At 62.6% G+C, this 15,055-nt stretch carries 13 protein-coding genes; 4 read left to right on the forward strand and 9 right to left on the reverse strand.

Annotation, left to right across the window (positions count from 1 at the left end):
• Positions 1–133: 133 nt before the first annotated feature.
• Genes GM676_RS04400 through aroQ form a run of 3 tightly spaced genes read left to right on the forward strand, consistent with a single transcriptional unit; the run spans position 134 to position 3,505 of the window.
• Entirely contained in the window at positions 134–1,738 is a 1,605-nt protein-coding gene (locus GM676_RS04400; RefSeq protein WP_155462170.1) for a carboxylesterase/lipase family protein, read from the forward strand.
• Between the two features lie 25 nt (positions 1,739–1,763).
• Entirely contained in the window at positions 1,764–3,074 is a 1,311-nt protein-coding gene (locus tag GM676_RS04405; protein ID WP_155462171.1) for an MFS transporter, read from the forward strand.
• Positions 3,074–3,505 (forward strand): type II 3-dehydroquinate dehydratase, encoded by a 432-nt coding sequence (gene aroQ, locus GM676_RS04410; protein ID WP_211923144.1) that lies wholly within the window; start codon positions 3,074–3,076, stop codon positions 3,503–3,505. Before GM676_RS04405 ends, aroQ begins: the two co-directional genes overlap by 1 nt.
• Positions 3,506–3,656: 151 nt before the next feature.
• Here aroQ and GM676_RS04415 read toward each other — a convergent pair whose 3' ends face one another.
• The 9 genes from GM676_RS04415 to GM676_RS04455 all read right to left on the reverse strand — a co-directional run bounded on the left by GM676_RS04415 (position 3,657) and on the right by GM676_RS04455 (position 14,407).
• Complete coding sequence (locus GM676_RS04415; RefSeq protein WP_155462173.1) at positions 3,657–4,526, reverse strand: sugar phosphate isomerase/epimerase family protein; 870 nt, start codon at positions 4,524–4,526, stop codon at positions 3,657–3,659.
• Positions 4,523–5,392, reverse strand: a complete 870-nt coding sequence (locus GM676_RS04420; protein ID WP_155462174.1) for a VOC family protein — start codon at positions 5,390–5,392, stop codon at positions 4,523–4,525. Before GM676_RS04420 ends, GM676_RS04415 begins: the two co-directional genes overlap by 4 nt.
• Positions 5,373–6,251, reverse strand: coding sequence for a shikimate dehydrogenase (locus tag GM676_RS04425; RefSeq protein ID WP_155462175.1), 879 nt, complete (start codon positions 6,249–6,251; stop codon positions 5,373–5,375). The genes GM676_RS04420 and GM676_RS04425 overlap by 20 nt, the downstream gene beginning before the upstream one ends.
• A gap of 104 nt (positions 6,252–6,355) precedes the next feature.
• Positions 6,356–7,027 carry a TetR/AcrR family transcriptional regulator gene (locus GM676_RS04430; RefSeq protein ID WP_155462176.1) on the reverse strand — a complete coding sequence of 224 codons (672 nt, stop codon included), beginning with the start codon at positions 7,025–7,027 and terminating at the stop codon, positions 6,356–6,358.
• A 45-nt stretch (positions 7,028–7,072) separates the two neighbouring features.
• Entirely contained in the window at positions 7,073–8,131 is a 1,059-nt protein-coding gene (locus GM676_RS04435; protein ID WP_170304214.1) for an alpha/beta hydrolase, read from the reverse strand.
• Between the two features lie 15 nt (positions 8,132–8,146).
• Positions 8,147–11,062, reverse strand: coding sequence for a TonB-dependent receptor domain-containing protein (locus tag GM676_RS04440; RefSeq protein ID WP_155462178.1), 2,916 nt, complete (start codon positions 11,060–11,062; stop codon positions 8,147–8,149).
• A 153-nt stretch (positions 11,063–11,215) separates the two neighbouring features.
• Positions 11,216–12,403: an ABC transporter substrate-binding protein gene (locus GM676_RS04445; RefSeq protein WP_155462179.1), complete on the reverse strand. Its 1,188-nt coding sequence runs from the start codon at positions 12,401–12,403 to the stop codon at positions 11,216–11,218.
• Between the two features lie 19 nt (positions 12,404–12,422).
• Complete coding sequence (locus GM676_RS04450) at positions 12,423–13,379, reverse strand: PDR/VanB family oxidoreductase (protein ID WP_155462180.1); 957 nt, start codon at positions 13,377–13,379, stop codon at positions 12,423–12,425.
• A complete protein-coding gene (locus GM676_RS04455; protein ID WP_155462181.1) occupies positions 13,376–14,407 on the reverse strand; it encodes an aromatic ring-hydroxylating dioxygenase subunit alpha in 1,032 nt (343 codons plus the stop codon). The genes GM676_RS04450 and GM676_RS04455 overlap by 4 nt, the downstream gene beginning before the upstream one ends.
• 102 nt (positions 14,408–14,509) lie before the next feature.
• Between GM676_RS04455 and GM676_RS04460 the strand changes: the two genes are divergently transcribed.
• Positions 14,510–14,992 carry a MarR family winged helix-turn-helix transcriptional regulator gene (locus GM676_RS04460; protein WP_155462182.1) on the forward strand — a complete coding sequence of 161 codons (483 nt, stop codon included), beginning with the start codon at positions 14,510–14,512 and terminating at the stop codon, positions 14,990–14,992.
• Positions 14,993–15,055 lie beyond the last annotated feature (63 nt).

The following is a 15,055-nucleotide window of genomic DNA, read 5'->3' on the forward strand; positions in this document are numbered from 1 at the left end:
CTCCCTATGGACGAGTATATGAAGTGACTACGCGGCTGGAAACGAATTAAATCAGTTTTTCTTATACGGATTCTGTGGAATTAACTAAATAGTTAGTGTATTCTCTGTTAAAAAATCCACGAGGAGACACGATATGAAATATCTGGCAATCGCCGGCATGGCGGTGGCAGGCATGGCATCGGCGCAAACCATGGTGAGTATCGACCGCGGGAAGATTGAGGGCCTTACCCTGCCCTCCGGCGTGCGAGCCTGGCTGGGCGTGCCCTTCGCCGCGCCCCCGGTACGCGAGCTGCGTTGGCGCGCGCCGCAGCCGGCGGCACCTTGGCGTGACGTTTATCACGCAGACCGCAAGGCACCAGAGTGCATCCAGCTGCTGCGCCGCAAGGACATCAACCACTACTTCGGCGAGGAAGCCAGCAGCGAGGATTGTCTGTACCTGAATGTATGGGCGCCGGCCAAAGCCAAGGCCTCGGCGCGGCTGCCGGTGATCGTCTTCATTCATGGCGGCGGCTTCACGGTAGGTTCCAGCGGCATGGCGCTGTATGGCGGTGAGAACGTGGCGGCGCGCGGCGACGCCGTCTTCGTCAACATGAACTACCGGCTCGGCATCCTTGGCTACATGGCGCATCCCGAGCTGACGGCGGAATCGCCACAGCATGCGTCGGGCAATTACGGCTTCCTCGACCAGATCGCGGCACTGCAATGGATACAAAAGAATATCGCCCGCTTCGGCGGCGATCCGTCGCGCGTGACGATTTCCGGCCAGTCGGCTGGTGCGGCCTCGGTAGGCACCCTGCTCGCCAGCCCGCTGGCCAAGGGTCTGTTCCAGCGTGCGGTGCTGATGAGCGGCGCTGGCGTCAGCAATAACGCGCCGTCGCTGGCGGAATCGGAAAAGACCGGGCTGGAAGTGCAAAAAGCTGTCGGCGCGGGCTCGCTGGATGAAATGCGTCAGCTGCCGGCCGATAAAGTCTTCGCCGTGCAGCGCGATTTCCAATTCGGCGAATCCGGATCGGTGACGGTCCGGCCGAATATCGACGGCTACGTCCTGCCGGACAGCATCCCCAACATCTATGCGGCTGGCCGGCAGAATGACGTGCCGGTGATGGCCGGCTTCACCGCCGACGACATCAGTTTCAGCCCGCTGCGCGGCGTCTCCACGCTGGCGCAGTTCCGCGACACCGCAGGCAAAATTTACGGTGACCGCGTACAGCAGTTCCTCGAGCTGTATCCCGCTGACAGCGACGCCGATGCGGCGCGCATGAGCCGCTTGTACAGCCGTCAGGCCATGATAGAAAAAGGCACGCGCGCGATGGCAATCGCGCAGCAGGCCAGCGGCAAGGCGCCGTTCTACATGTTCCTGTTCTCGCATGTGCAGCCGTTTAATCCAGCGGTGCAGATCAAAGACAATCCGCAAGGTGCGTATCATACGTCCGACGTGCCGTACTGGTTCCAGACCCAGGATGCGCTGAACATGTTCCGCACAACGCGCAACTGGCAACCCTACGACCGCGCGCTGTCCAGGCGCATGATGGACAGCCTGCTGGCCTTCGCCCGCAGCGGCAATCCCGCAACGCCGGCCACGCCGTGGCCACAATGGCGTCCGAACAGTGCACAATATATCGATTTCGGCACCACTGTGACCGTGCAGTCAGAAGACGCGGCACAGATGGCATTCCAGAACCAGCCCGTCAACATGACGCCTGGTGCTTCGCCGCTGCCGCGCGGAACGCGCGACTAAAGAATAAAACGACGGAGACCGAAGTATGAATCACACCACGGCGACCTACGCGGGCAATCCCGCAGCGCGCACACGGACCCGCTTCACCATGCTGGCGCTGCTGGCGGTAGGCACCATTATCAACTACATGGACCGCACGGTGCTGGGCATCGCCGCGCCGCTGATGACGCAGGACTTGCAGATCAATGCCGCCTTGATGGGATTGGTGTTCTCGGCGTTCTCGTGGACCTATGCACTGGCGCAGATACCGGGCGGGATCTTCCTCGACCGCTTCGGCAGCAAGCTGACTTACTTCCTGGCGCTGACCTTCTGGTCCATCTTCACCGGCCTGCAAGGCGCCGCGGTGGGATTGAAATCGCTGCTGCTGGTGCGCTTTGGCCTGGGCGTCAGCGAAGCACCCTGCTTCCCGGTCAACAGCCGCGTGGTGGCGACCTGGTTCCCGCAGCATGAACGGGCGCGCGCCACTGGCATCTACACCGTCGGCGAATATCTGGGACTGGCATGCTTTGCACCGAGCTTGTTCTGGTTGATGCATAACTTTGGCTGGCGCGCACTGTTTGTGGTGGTCGGCGCGGTAGGCGTGCTGTTTGCGCTGGTGTGGTGGCGCGTGTATCGCGAGCCGAAGGACTCAACCACCGTCAATCAGGCGGAACTCGATTACATCGCGGCCGGTGGCGGACTGGAAGACGTCAAGGCCGAGAAGACCAAATTCGCCTGGGGCGACGTGATGAAGCTGGTGCGCATCCGTCAGATCTGGGGCGCCAGCCTTGGGCAGTTTGCCGGCAATACCACGCTGGTGTTCTTCCTTACGTGGTTCCCGACTTACCTGGCGACCGAACGTCAAATGGGCTGGCTCAAGGTCGGCTTCTTTGCGGTGTTGCCCTTCCTGGCTGCGGCGGTCGGCGTAATGTTTGGCGGTTGGATATCGGACTGGCTGCTCAAGCGTACCGGCTCGGCCAACGTGGCGCGCAAGCTGCCGATCATCTGTGGCCTGATCGGATCGGCCAGCATCATTGGCGCGAATTATGTCGATAGTGATGTAGCGGTGATTGCGATCCTGTCGTTTGCTTTCTTCGGCCAAGGCATGGTGGGATTGGGCTGGACGCTGATTTCGGACGTGGCGCCCAAACAGCTGATGGGTCTCACCGGCGGCATCTTCAACACCTGCTCCAACCTGGCGGGCATTGTCACGCCGCTGGTGATCGGCTTCATCATCAGTGCAACCGGCTCGTTCTTCTACGCGCTGGTGTACGTGTGTGCGGCGGCTGTGGCGGGATTGCTGGCATATGTATTCGTCGTCGGCGACGTGCGCCGCGTTCAAATTGAGGAAAACTGATGAAGATATTGGTGCTACATGGGATCAATCTGAACATGTTCGGCAAACGGGATCCCGCACAGTACGGCACCGTAACGCTGGCCGAGATCGACCAGCGCGTGCGGACATTGGGAAAAGAGCTGGGCACCGAGGTGGAATGCTTCCAGACCAACCACGAAGGCGAAATGTGCGAACGGATACATAAGGCGCACGAGGAAGGATTTCACGGCGTGATAATCAACGCCGGCGCGTGGACGCACTACAGCTACGGCATCCGCGACGCGCTGGCGATACTGAAAGCGCCGATCGTGGAGGTCCACATGTCCAACGTGCACGCGCGCGAACCCTTCCGCCATGTGTCGGTCTTTGCGGATGTGGTGAAGGGGCAAATTTGCGGGTTTGGAGCGGAGAGCTATTTGCTGGCGTTACGCGCGGCTGTAGCAGCCGCCTAAAATCAGGGTCAGCTCTGTCATTTGGACATCCGGGCAATTTGTTTGAGATTCATCAATACACGTTTTCAGTGGTTTTAGCGTATTGATCGGGATCAAACAATATACTCGGATGTCCAAATGACAGAGCTGACCCCGAATTTAGACCCCGAATTTAGAGGGTGGCGCCGCGGATTTGCAGGCTGCGGCGCAGGACCTGGTCGGTGACCCATTTGGCGGAGCGGCGGGCGCGTTGGGCGACCAGTTCGGGCGCCATTTGCAGGTAGTCGTCGTTGAAGACTTCGAAGCTGTAGTCGCCACGGTAGCCGGCGCGGTCCAGGCGGCGCACCAGGTCGGACAGTTCCACCGAGTGTTCGCCTTCTCCGGGGAAGACGCGCAGGTGGCGCGCGGTTTCCAATCGCTCTTCCGATGACCGGATTTCGCGCCACATGAAGTCGGACAGCTGCACCATGGCGATCTTGGACCATGGGATCAAATCTATCGTGTCGTGCACCGCGCCGTTGGCCAACATGTGGAAGGAGTCGATTACTACGCCCAGATTGGCGTGATCGGCCCGTTCCACGGCCTCCCATGCGACTTCGTATTCGCTCACGTTGCGGCCCCAGGACAAGGCTTCAAATCCTACCCGCACGCCCAGTGGCACGGCCAGCGTGGCCAGTTTGGCGAGGTCGCGGGCGATTTTATCCAGGTCGCCGCTGGCATGCTTCGAGGTCGATGAGCATACCATCAGCAACGGCGATCCCACCGCCTGGCAGATTTGCAGCATGCTTTTGGCGATGTCCACCTTGTAATCGTGCAGCGTGCCGCTCAGGCCTTCGTAGTCGCGCATGACCTGAATGCCGGTGACGCGGATGCCGCTCTCGCGCACCAGCTTCACTGCCGCATCCAGCCCGCCCGGATAGTTCACCAGATCCTTGGCCCATAACATCAGCTGCGAAAAGCCGGCGCTGCGCGAAGCTTCCAGCTTCATTTCCAGCGTGCCGGCCAGCGTGATGGTGTCCATGCCAAAATTACTCAGGTTCATACGCCCTCGCTGTGGACCAGTTCAAAACTGACGCTGCCCTTGAACAGCTGGGTCAACGCGCCCTTGTCGCATGGCTGCACCGGCGGCCGGTCGACAAAGGTGACGCCGCGCGATTGCAGGGTGCGTACAGCGCCCATAACGTCGCGTGTACCGAAGCCGACGCGTATCAATTCCTCATCCCAGTGCCCATCGTCGCTGCCGGCCGGCGGTTCGATCAATTGCAGGTAGAAGCGCTTGCCGGGGCTTTCCAGCAACGTCCCTGATGGCAGCACGCCCTGCACCTCGCCTTGCGGCACCACGCGGAAGCTCATAAGGTGCTGATAAAAGTCGATCCACTGCGCGGTACGGTCGCGGCGTATCGCCTGCACCACGCCGAAGAATGCCATGTCGTCCACCACCGGCTTGGGCAGCGGCGCGTCGCTGATTTTGAAGTCGACGTCGTAGATGGAAAAGTCCTGATAGCGGTCGACGAAGTACAGCACGGAGTCGCCCGCGCCATGCACGCCGGGGATGTTCAGTTCCATCGCGCCGGCACGGGTGGGAATGGCCCATGCGCCGCGCGCCAGCGCATGCTGGTATGCGGCGCCAGCGTCGCGCACACGGAAGGCGATGGCGGACAAGGTGGTGGTGCCGCGATCGGCATCGGCCACCGCCCACGCCACCGGATCGGCATTCACCACCACATTCATGCCGCCCTGCCGGTACAGCACCACCTCGCGCGAGCGATGGCGGCCAACCTGCACAAAGCCCATGGTCTCCAGCACCGCGCCTAGCGCCAGCGGTTCGGCGGTGGCGTACTCCACAAACTCAATGCCATCCAGGCCAAGAGGATTGGTCGGCAGCGGATTATTTTCTTGCGTCTTCATTTGCTTGCAGCTCCTTGAAGTGCTGTTGCATGCGTGAGGCGTCTGGCTGCACGCCGGTGAACAATTCAAATGCTTTCACGGCCTGGAACACGGCCATGCCGCCACCAGTCATGGTGCGACAACCCTTGGCCTGCGCCGCTTGCAGCAGTGCGGTTTGCAGCGGGAAGTAAACGATCTCCGATACCCACTGGCCCGGCCGCAGCAACTCCGCAGGCAATGGCAGGCCAGGATGTTTGGCCATGCCGGTCGGCGTGGCGTGGATCAAGCCATCGGCCACGCGCATGGCGGCCTCCAGCTCGGTGCAGGCGACCGCGCGGCCGGCGCCAAAACGGGCGTTGAGCGAGACAGCCAGCGCTTCGGCGCGGCTTTGATCCGCATCGACCAGGCGCAGCGTGCGCGTGCCCATCATGAGCGCGGCATGCGCGGTGGCGGCGCCGGCGCCGCCCGCGCCCAGTTGCACCACTTCGCCCATGGTCACATCCGGCAGGCTGGCCTTGAAGCTTTCGGCGAAGCCCCACCAGTCGGTGTTGTAGCCGATACGCCTGCCATCCTTGAACACCACGCTGTTGACCGCGCCAATGGCGCGTGCGTCGTCGCACAATTCGTCCAGCAGCGGCATGATGTGCTGCTTGGCGGGATAGGTGATGTTCAGGCCCGAAAAGCCCAGCAGCTCGGCGGCGTCCAGCAGCTCGGGAAGCTGTTCGACGGTCAGGCCAAGGCGGTCGATGTCCAGCAGTTGATACAGGCAGTGCATGCCGTTGGCGGCGGCCTCGCGTTCGTGCATGGCCGGCGTGAGCGAACGGCCGATGCCGGCCCCGATCAGGCCCAGCAAAATACGGCGTGGTGCGGTAAGGGACATAGGTTTATTCCGATCAGATCATTTACGATTGATACTACACTAACCAGTTAGTTAAACTCAAGCGAAAAACAGCCGGAATTCAGCTGTTTTGCGACATCGGGTCATCAGGCGCGCACGTAGCGCAGGATCATGTCGATGACGGCCTCGCGGCGCTTGGCGTGGACGTCGGCCGCCTTGAGGTCGCGGCCAAAAATAAAGCTGAAGGTGTGCTGGTTGGAGACGTTGTAGAACGATAGTGCGCTGATCGACATATGCAGGTCGACCGGATCCACGTCGGGACGGAACACGCCCTCCTCCACCCCGCGCGCGCACAGCCCTTCCAGCAGGCCGATGGCCGGCTTGTTGATGGCCTTGAGCGTCGGGATTTTGCGGATGTATTCACCGTTATGGATATTCTCGGTCATCACCATGCGGATGAACTCCGGGTGCTGGGCGTGATAATCGAAGGTCGATCCCACCAGCGCGCGCAACGCCGGTATTGGCGGCAGTTCGTCCAGGTGGAAGCCGTGTTCGATCTGGCGGAAGCGCGTATAACTCTCTTCCAGCGCGGCCACGTACAACCCTTCCTTGTTACCGAAGTAGTAGTAGATCATGCCCTTGTTGGCGCCCGTCTCCGCCGCGATTTCGTCGATGCGCGCGCCGCTCAGTCCCAGCCGCGAAAACTCCTGGATCGCGACGTTGAGAATGCGGCTGCGCGTACCGTCTTCGTCGGCTGGCGCCGGCGCCGCTTTTTTGCGCGGCGCCTTGCTTGCAGGTTTGGTTATTTTTGCTGTCATGGCATTATTCTAACCGAACCCCAAGCGCGCCACACCTCCCACACCTCATCGGCCGAGATACCTGTCGTAGAACTTCGCGGCGATTTCGTACAGGTCGCGCGCCTCCGGGTAGTCTGGGTTGGTCATGAAGCCGTGACCCAGTCCATCGTAGATCAGCAGCTCGGACGCCACGCCCGCCTTGAGCAAGCGCCGGTGGCCGTAGGCGGCGGAGCTCATGGCGAAGTCGCGCGTGCCGGTGGCGAAGATCGTCGGCGGGAATTTGGCCAGCACCGCCAGGTTGTTGGCCGGCGTAACCGCCGGATCGTCGACGCTGACATTGTCCAGGTACGAAGGTCCCGGCGGCATGGCGATGTTGGCGCCGGTCGCCAGTCCCGCGAAGACCGCCGAATCGCCTTCCATGAAGCGTGCCCCCAGACCGGCGCAGTAGACACCGATCACGCCCGGCGCCGGCAGTCCGGCTTTCTGGAACGAGGCCACGCTTTGCGCCACCAGCGCGCCTCCAGCCGAACAGCCCACCAAGCCGATGTTGGCCGGCTTGTAGTCCTTCAGTACCGCCTGATAGACCTTGGTGAAGTCTTCGGTGGCAGCCGGAAAGCGGTACTCCGGCCCCTGGCGGTACAGCAGCGAGATCACTTTGAAGCGCCCAACCGCCGCCACGGGAATGCTGATCAACAGGCCATTGGCGCGGATGCCGGTGCGGAAGCCGCCACCGGGCGCGTTGATCATGACGCGGTTGCGATTCGCCTCCGGCACGCCGCCTTTCGGCGTGATGATGGCGACCGAAATGCCGTTCAGCGTGGTCTCTTCGACGTCAACCGGGAACACATCGCGCATATGCTGCACGTTGGGCTGCAAGGCCGCGTTCATGGCCTTGCGCAGTTCCGCCATGTCGGTGGTCTCCGGCGGCCGCGCCGCACCCGGCCCTTCGGTCGGACGGCTGCGGCGGATGATGTCTTGCGAGGCCGGGCTAAGCACGTTGGACAGCTCGATGGTCGCCTCGCGCACATGCGCCGTACCGGCGGCGTCCACCGTCACCTGTCTTTGCGCCATCGCTGGCAGCATGGTGCAGGCGGCCAGTAATGCCGCCAGTCTGAATGTTTTCATAAGCCCTCCCATGGATCAGAACTTGGTACGCACGCCGAGGTAGTACGAGCGGCCGATGATGTCGTAGGTCGACGCCAGCGTCAGGTTCTGATTGCCCGGCACGTAGGCCGGATCGCGGTTGAACAGGTTGTTGATACCGGCGCGCAGCGTGACGTTCTTGGTCAGCGAGTAGCGCACACCCAGATCGAAGATGTCGTACTTGGCGACACCGGCGGTCGGGCTGGCCGGACGGGTCACGGTGGTGACGTCGTCCATGGCCGGGATGTGTCGCCAGCGCAGATTGCCCGAGAAGGCACCCAGATCGTAGCGGAACGTCACGGTGGACTGCCATGCCGGACGGATTACCGTATCCACCGTGCCTTTGAATTCCTTGATGGCGTCACCCGGCAGCGCCTGCGACTGATAGCTGTTGGTGAAGCTCACAGCGGTGTTGATGTTGAAGGTGCCGGCATCCTTGGACAGGCCGAGCGCCGACAGCGGGAAGCGCCAGTCCAGCTGCACGTCGACGCCGGAGGTCTTCAACAGGCCGAGGTTGAGGTACGGCGCGGCGACTTGCGTCAGCAGGCCATTGGCGTCGCGCGAGATCAGCTGGCAGAAGGCATTGCTGGCCGAGTAGGTCGGATTGGAGCCATCGAGGTTGTAGCACTTGTTAAGCGCCGATGCCGCCGGCACCGCCGAAATGGTGTCCTTGATCTTGATGGTGTAGTAATCGATCGAACCGCTCAGTTGCTGGAACAGCGGCCATGGCAGCTGTGGCGTAAACACCAGGCCCAGTGTGCGGGTGTCCGCCACCTCCGGTTTCAGGTTCGGATTGCCCGAGGAGACGGTGGACGTGGCCACGGTCGGGAAGGTGTAGCTGTCCACCACATTCGATGGCACGCCGGTGGCGATACACAGCGCGCGCAGCTGGGCCGCGTTGGCGCCGCTGCGGGCGGCGGTGCGCACGTCGCAAGGCTCGCCGCCGTTTGGCGGGCTGCCGAACTGCACCTGATTGCCGCTGGCGGCGCTGTACAGTTCACCGATGTTCGGCGCGCGGATGGCGTGCTGGATGCCGCCCCGCACCAGCCAGTTCTTCACCGGCGTCCACTCCACTTCCACCTTGTAGGTGCCGGCGTTGACGCCAGTGTCGTAGTTGGAATGGCGGTAGCCGGGCGTGATGCCCAGCGACTTGGCGAACGGCGCATCGGCCAGCAGCGGGATGCGCAATTCCAGCGCCACTTCCTTCACCGAGGTCTTGCCCGACGAGCGCTGCGAGGCAATCACCGCCTCGATGTTTTGCGCAGCCAGTTGCGAATCCGGCACGTAGTCGTAGGTGTTCTTGCGATAGTTGGCGGAGGCCGAGAATTGCATCTCGCCGGCCGGCAGTGTGGCCAGCGTGCCTTGCAGGCTGGCTTCGGCGATGCGCTGGGTCAGGCTTTCGCGGCTCAGCGCATTGGTGGAAATGTAGTTGCGGCAGGCGTCCGACAGCGAGCGCGAATTCGAATCGCCGAACGGATTGAAGCCGCCCGCGCAGATCGAGGCTCCGCCATCCTTGGCGTTCAGCAGTTCCTGCACGCGCGAGGTCAGCACCGCGTTGTACTGGGTCTGGTCGTGCACCGTGCGGTCGGCCGAAACGTAGGCATCCCAGCTCCAGTCGCGGAACGGCAGCTCGCCGCGTGCGCCGACGATCAGTTGATCGACGGTGTAAGCCTCGTCCCACTGCTTGTTCGGCACGCCGACAAAGCGGCTGTTCCACAGGAAGGGCGCACTGGCATCGGGACGCGAAGCCAGGATGGTCCTCAAGTCCGCCGGAATAAAGGGATTCGACAGCGGCACCAAGGTGTTGGCGCCTTGTCCGAACTGAGTCAGCGTGCGGCCGGAGTTGGTGTGCGCCACCGAGTGCGTGTGCAGGAATTGCGCGTAGCCGGTCAGCTCGGGAGAGAAACGATAGTCCAGTTTTTCAAACAGGCTTTCACGCCGCAGGCCATTCAGCAAATCGTTCTGGATCAGCACCGGCATGCGTACATTGCCGCCGATGATGGCGTAAGCGCCGCTGGTGGCGCCCAGATAGTTCACCGCGCCGGTCTGGCTGAACAGGGTGCCGTTATCGTTGAAGCCGAGGTTATTGGTGCGCGGGACGGTGGCGGTCACGCCGTATTTGGAGAACACGCTGTTGATGGCGGCCTGCGTCGGCAGGTTGTTGGCGGCCGGCAGATAGGTGCTGGTGCCCAGGTAGCTGGACGGCACGCCCAGCGCGAAGAACGGACGCGCGCGGCCCGGCAGGCTTTCGCGGTCGTCATAGCTGATCGAGAACAGCGAGAAGCCTTTGCCTCCATCGAACTCGGTGCCGGCGGTGAGCGACGGGCTGACCTTGCGCAGATCGCCCTTCTGCGAATTGCCGTATTGGACATCGAACACGACGCCCTTCATCTTGCGCAGCGATTTGAAGTTGATCACGCCCGACATGGCGTCCGAGCCGTAGACCGCCGAGGCGCCGCCGCTGATGGTTTCGATGCCGTCGATGACCGCTTGCGGCACGGTGTTGATGTCGACCTGCCCGAAGGCGCTGGCCAGCGGCAGGCGGCGGCCGTCCAGCAGCACCAGGTTGCGGTTGTCGCCCAGGCCGCGCAGGTCCAGCGTGGCGCGCGCGCCGGTACCCTGCCCGCCAGTAGCCGCCGTGCCGGACGGCGTGAATTGCGGCAGCTGGTTCAGCGTCGCTTCCAGCGTAACGTTGCCGCTTTCTTGCAACACGTCCTTGGTGGTGGCGACGATGGGGCTGGGCGAGGTGTAGTTTCGGGTGGCGATGCGCGAGCCGGTGATCACCACTGATTCAATCTGCTGCGGCGCGCCTTCCGCCGCGGTCTGCGCCTGCGCGCTGATTACGGCGCTGAAACCGAGCACACTGCTTTTCAGGGCGAAGCCTTGCCACGCACCGATGCGAATCTTGTTCATCTGCTGTCTCCGTCGTTGTGGTTGTTTTTTTGATCCTGAGCAGACATTACACTAACTAGATAGTTAACTTCAAATAGATTCTTTGTTGAGCCCATAAAAAAATCGCGCCGCACAGGTGCGGCGCGATGCAGACGTGTTTATTCCACCACAGATTTACACACCGGGATCGCGTACTTTATCGACCTGGTCGAACTCCACGTTGAACCACGCGCCGCCAACCGCTTCCGCCTTGCGGATATAGACCGTCTGCACAATGTCGCGCGTGTTGGCGTCGATGCTGACCGGGCCGCGCACGCTGGTCCAGGACATGCCCTTCATGGCGGCCAGCAGCTTGTCGCCGTTGCTGTCGCCGCCCGTTTGCTTCAATGCCTGGTACAGCATGTGCATGCCGTCATAGGCGCCCACCGAGTGGAAGTTGGGCCGCATGCCCTTGTTGGCCTTGGAGAAGGCGTCCACGTAGGCTTTGTTTTCCGCCGACGGATGCGCGGCGGAATAGTGATGGCTGCTGACCACGCCGGCGGCGGCAGGTCCGATGCTGGCCATCAGATCGTCGTCCAGCACGTCGCCGGTGCAGATCAGGCGGATGCCGGCGGTGCCCAGGCCACGATCGGTGAATTGCTTGAGCACCGCGGCGCCCTCGCCCGACGGCACGAACACGAACAGCGCGTCCGGTTTCAAGTCCTTTACCTTGGCCAGGAATGGCGCGTAGTCCGGATTGCGCAGCGGTGCGCGCAGGCTGTCGATCACTTTGCCGCCAGCTTCGGTAAAGTCTTTGATGAAGACTTTTTCGGCGTCCAGGCCGGGGCCGTAGTCGCTGACAAACGTCACCACCGATTTGATTTTGTTCTTGCCGGCCCACTGCGCCATTGGCGCGGTCACCTGCGCCAGCGTGAAGCCGGTGCGCACGATGTAGGGCGAGCGTTGCGGGATCACCGAGGTGGCGGCGGCCATCACGATCATCGGCACCTTGGCCTGCGTGGCCACCGGCGCGGCGGCGAAGGCCAGTGGGGTCAGGCCGAAGCCGGCCAGCACCTGCACCTTGTCGCGCGAGACCAGTTCCTGCGCCAGGCGCTTGGTGACGTCCGGCGACACGCCACCATCATCCTTCAAAATGATTTCAACCGGACGGCCGCCGGCCACGCTGCCGTTCTGCTGCATATACAGTTTGACGGCCGCCTCGATCTGGCGGCCGGTGGAGGCGAATGGGCCGGACATCGGTACGATCAGGCCGACCTTCAAGGGCTCGGCGGCGCTGGCGATGGATGGCAGCACGCCAGCCGACAATGCGGCGGCGCCCAGCAGCAGCTGGCGGCGTTGGGTATTGATGTTGTTTTGATCCATGGTGTCTCCTCTTCTCTTTTTATAAATCCAGCAGCAGGGTGGCGCTTCTGGAACGCGAACAACAAGGGGTAAACTGGTCGTTGGCTGCCTGCTCCTCTTCGGTGAGGTACAAGTCGCGGTGATCGGGCACGCCGTCCAGAACGCGCGTCAGGCAGGTGCCACACACGCCCTGCTCGCACGATGCGGGCACGAACACGCCGGCGTCGTTCAGCACCTTCAGCACGGTGACACCGGCCGGGATGGTGTAACACTTGCCGCTGGAGGCCAGCTTGACTTCGAACGGCTGGTCGCCATCCTGCGGCACCGGAGCGGCGGCGCCGAAGTATTCCAGATGCAGCTGCGCGTGCGGCCATCCTGCGGCCTCCGCGCTGGCTTTCACATGGTCGATGAAGCCGGACGGGCCACAGAAGTAGATATGCGTTTCGCGCGGCAGCTCCGCCAGCAACGCCGGCAGATCGAACGGCCGCACGCTGTCGTGATGGAAGCTGACCTGCGGTGCGTACGGCGCGCTCAGGATGCGGTCGCGGAACGCGGTGCGCTCCGGCGAGCGGGTACAGTAATGCAGCTCGAACCACGCCCCCTGCGCTGACAATGTCTCCGCCATCGCCAGCAGCGGCGTGATGCCGATACCGCCAGCCAGCAGCACGCTGCGCGGCGCCTCCACCAGCGGGAAGTGGTTGCGCGGCGCGCTGATGGTCAGCTTCGCGCCTTGCTGGATTTGTTCGTGCATGGCTTGCGAGCCGCCGCGCGAAGCCGGATCGCGCAGCACACCGATCACGTAGCGGTGGCGCTCATGCGGCGGATTGCACAGCGAATACTGGCGCACAATGCCCGGCGCCACGTGCACGTCGATATGCGCACCGGCGGTGAAGGCCGGCAGCGGCGCGCCGTCCGCGCTCACCAGCTCATAGCTGCAAATGCCTTCCGCCTCGTTGGCGCGCCGCGCTACGCGCACTTCCAGCAAATCGGTACTCATACCGGCTTCTCCTGCTCCAGCCATTGATCCAGAATGCGGCGCGACTGCACGCCGCCGGCGTCGATGTTCAGCATCAGCAGCTTGCGCTCCGGATGGCGCAGGATATTCTGCTGCTGGAGTTCCAGCATCTCGCGGTCCTCGGAGAAGATCTTACCCTGTCCTTCGCGGATGGTGGCGGTGAGTTCCTGGTCGTCCGGCTTGAAGTTGCGCGCCATGCCCCAGAAATACCAGTGCGAGGTTTCCGTCTCCGGCGTGATGAAATCCACTACGATGCTGGAGGCCTTGTGCTCGGGCGCGGCGTCGTAGCCGCCCTTGCCGGCGTGCGCCACGCCGACTTCGATCATCACGTGGCTGGGCGGCGAGAAGCGGCAGATCTGCCAGCGGTCGACCGGCACGTCGTCCGCCAGGCCGTTGCCGCGCAGGGCCGCGCGCCAGAACGGCGGCGCCATGATGTTTTCCATGAAGCGGCTGGTGATCACCTGCTCGCCCTCGACGCGGGTGTTGACCGGCGCCTCGTCGATTTCCTTCTGGCCGATGCTGGAGGCGTGTACGTAGGTTTCGTGCGTCAGGTCCATCAGGTTATCGATCATCAGGCGGTACTCGCAGTTGATGTGATACAGGCCGCCGCCATAAGCCCATTCCGGATTGTCGGCCCATTCCAGATGATGGATCAGCGCCGGATCGGCCTTCTCCTTGTCGCCGGTCCAGACCCAGATAAAGCCGTAGCGCTCTTCCACCGGATAGCTGCGGATGCACGGGAAGCCACGCACGCGCTGGCCCGGCATGCTGACCACCTTGCCGTCGCAGCCCATCTCCAGGCCATGGTAGCCGCATACCAGCTGTCCCTCGCGCACAAAGCCCAGCGACAGCGGCGCGCCGCGATGCGGACAGAAATCCTCCACCGCCGCGACCTTGCCTTCGGCGCCGCGATAGAACACGATCTTCTCGCCACAGATGGTGCGGCCCAGCGGCTTGGTGGCGATTTCGTCCGGCGTGCAAGCCACGTACCAGGTATTTTTTGGATACATCTTTGTCTCCTTTTGCTTTAATATTCAGTACACTGAATGTAGTACAGTACGGGCACAAAGTAAACACAATTCAGATGCGGCGTCGCACAAGACGAGACAACCATGCCAGAAACCGAAAGCAAGTTAATCAATCTATACGAGCATCCGGGCCACTTGCTGCGCCGCGCGCAGCAAATCTCGGTGTCGATTTTTTACGACGAAATGGGTTCCGAGCTGACGCCGGTGCAGTACGCGATGCTGCGCAATCTGGCGGCGCAGCCGGGCATCGATCAGGTGTCGCTGGCCGCCACCACCGGCATCGATACCTCCACCGGCGCGACCGTGTGCGCGCGCCTTGAAGAGAAAGGCCTGCTGGAACGCAAAGTGATACCGACCAATCGCCGCCAGCGCGCCCTGACCATCACCGCGGACGGCGAACGTCTGCTGGAGGATTTGATCCCCGGCGCGCAGCGCCTGCGCCGTCGCCTCCTCGCCCCTCTCACCGGTCCGGAACAGTTGCAATTCATGGCGCTGCTGACTAAGCTGGTACAAGAAAACAACGAACAAAGTCGCGCACCGCTCGCGCCGCGCGAAACAGTGCGCTGATCGCACAACAGCCTATTAATCGCACACCTGTTGCGCTAGCATAGGCCTTGCCGGACATCCGGC

This window comes from Duganella radicis, from assembly GCF_009720825.1.
In the GTDB taxonomy this organism is placed as follows: domain Bacteria; phylum Pseudomonadota; class Gammaproteobacteria; order Burkholderiales; family Burkholderiaceae_D; genus Rugamonas; species Rugamonas radicis.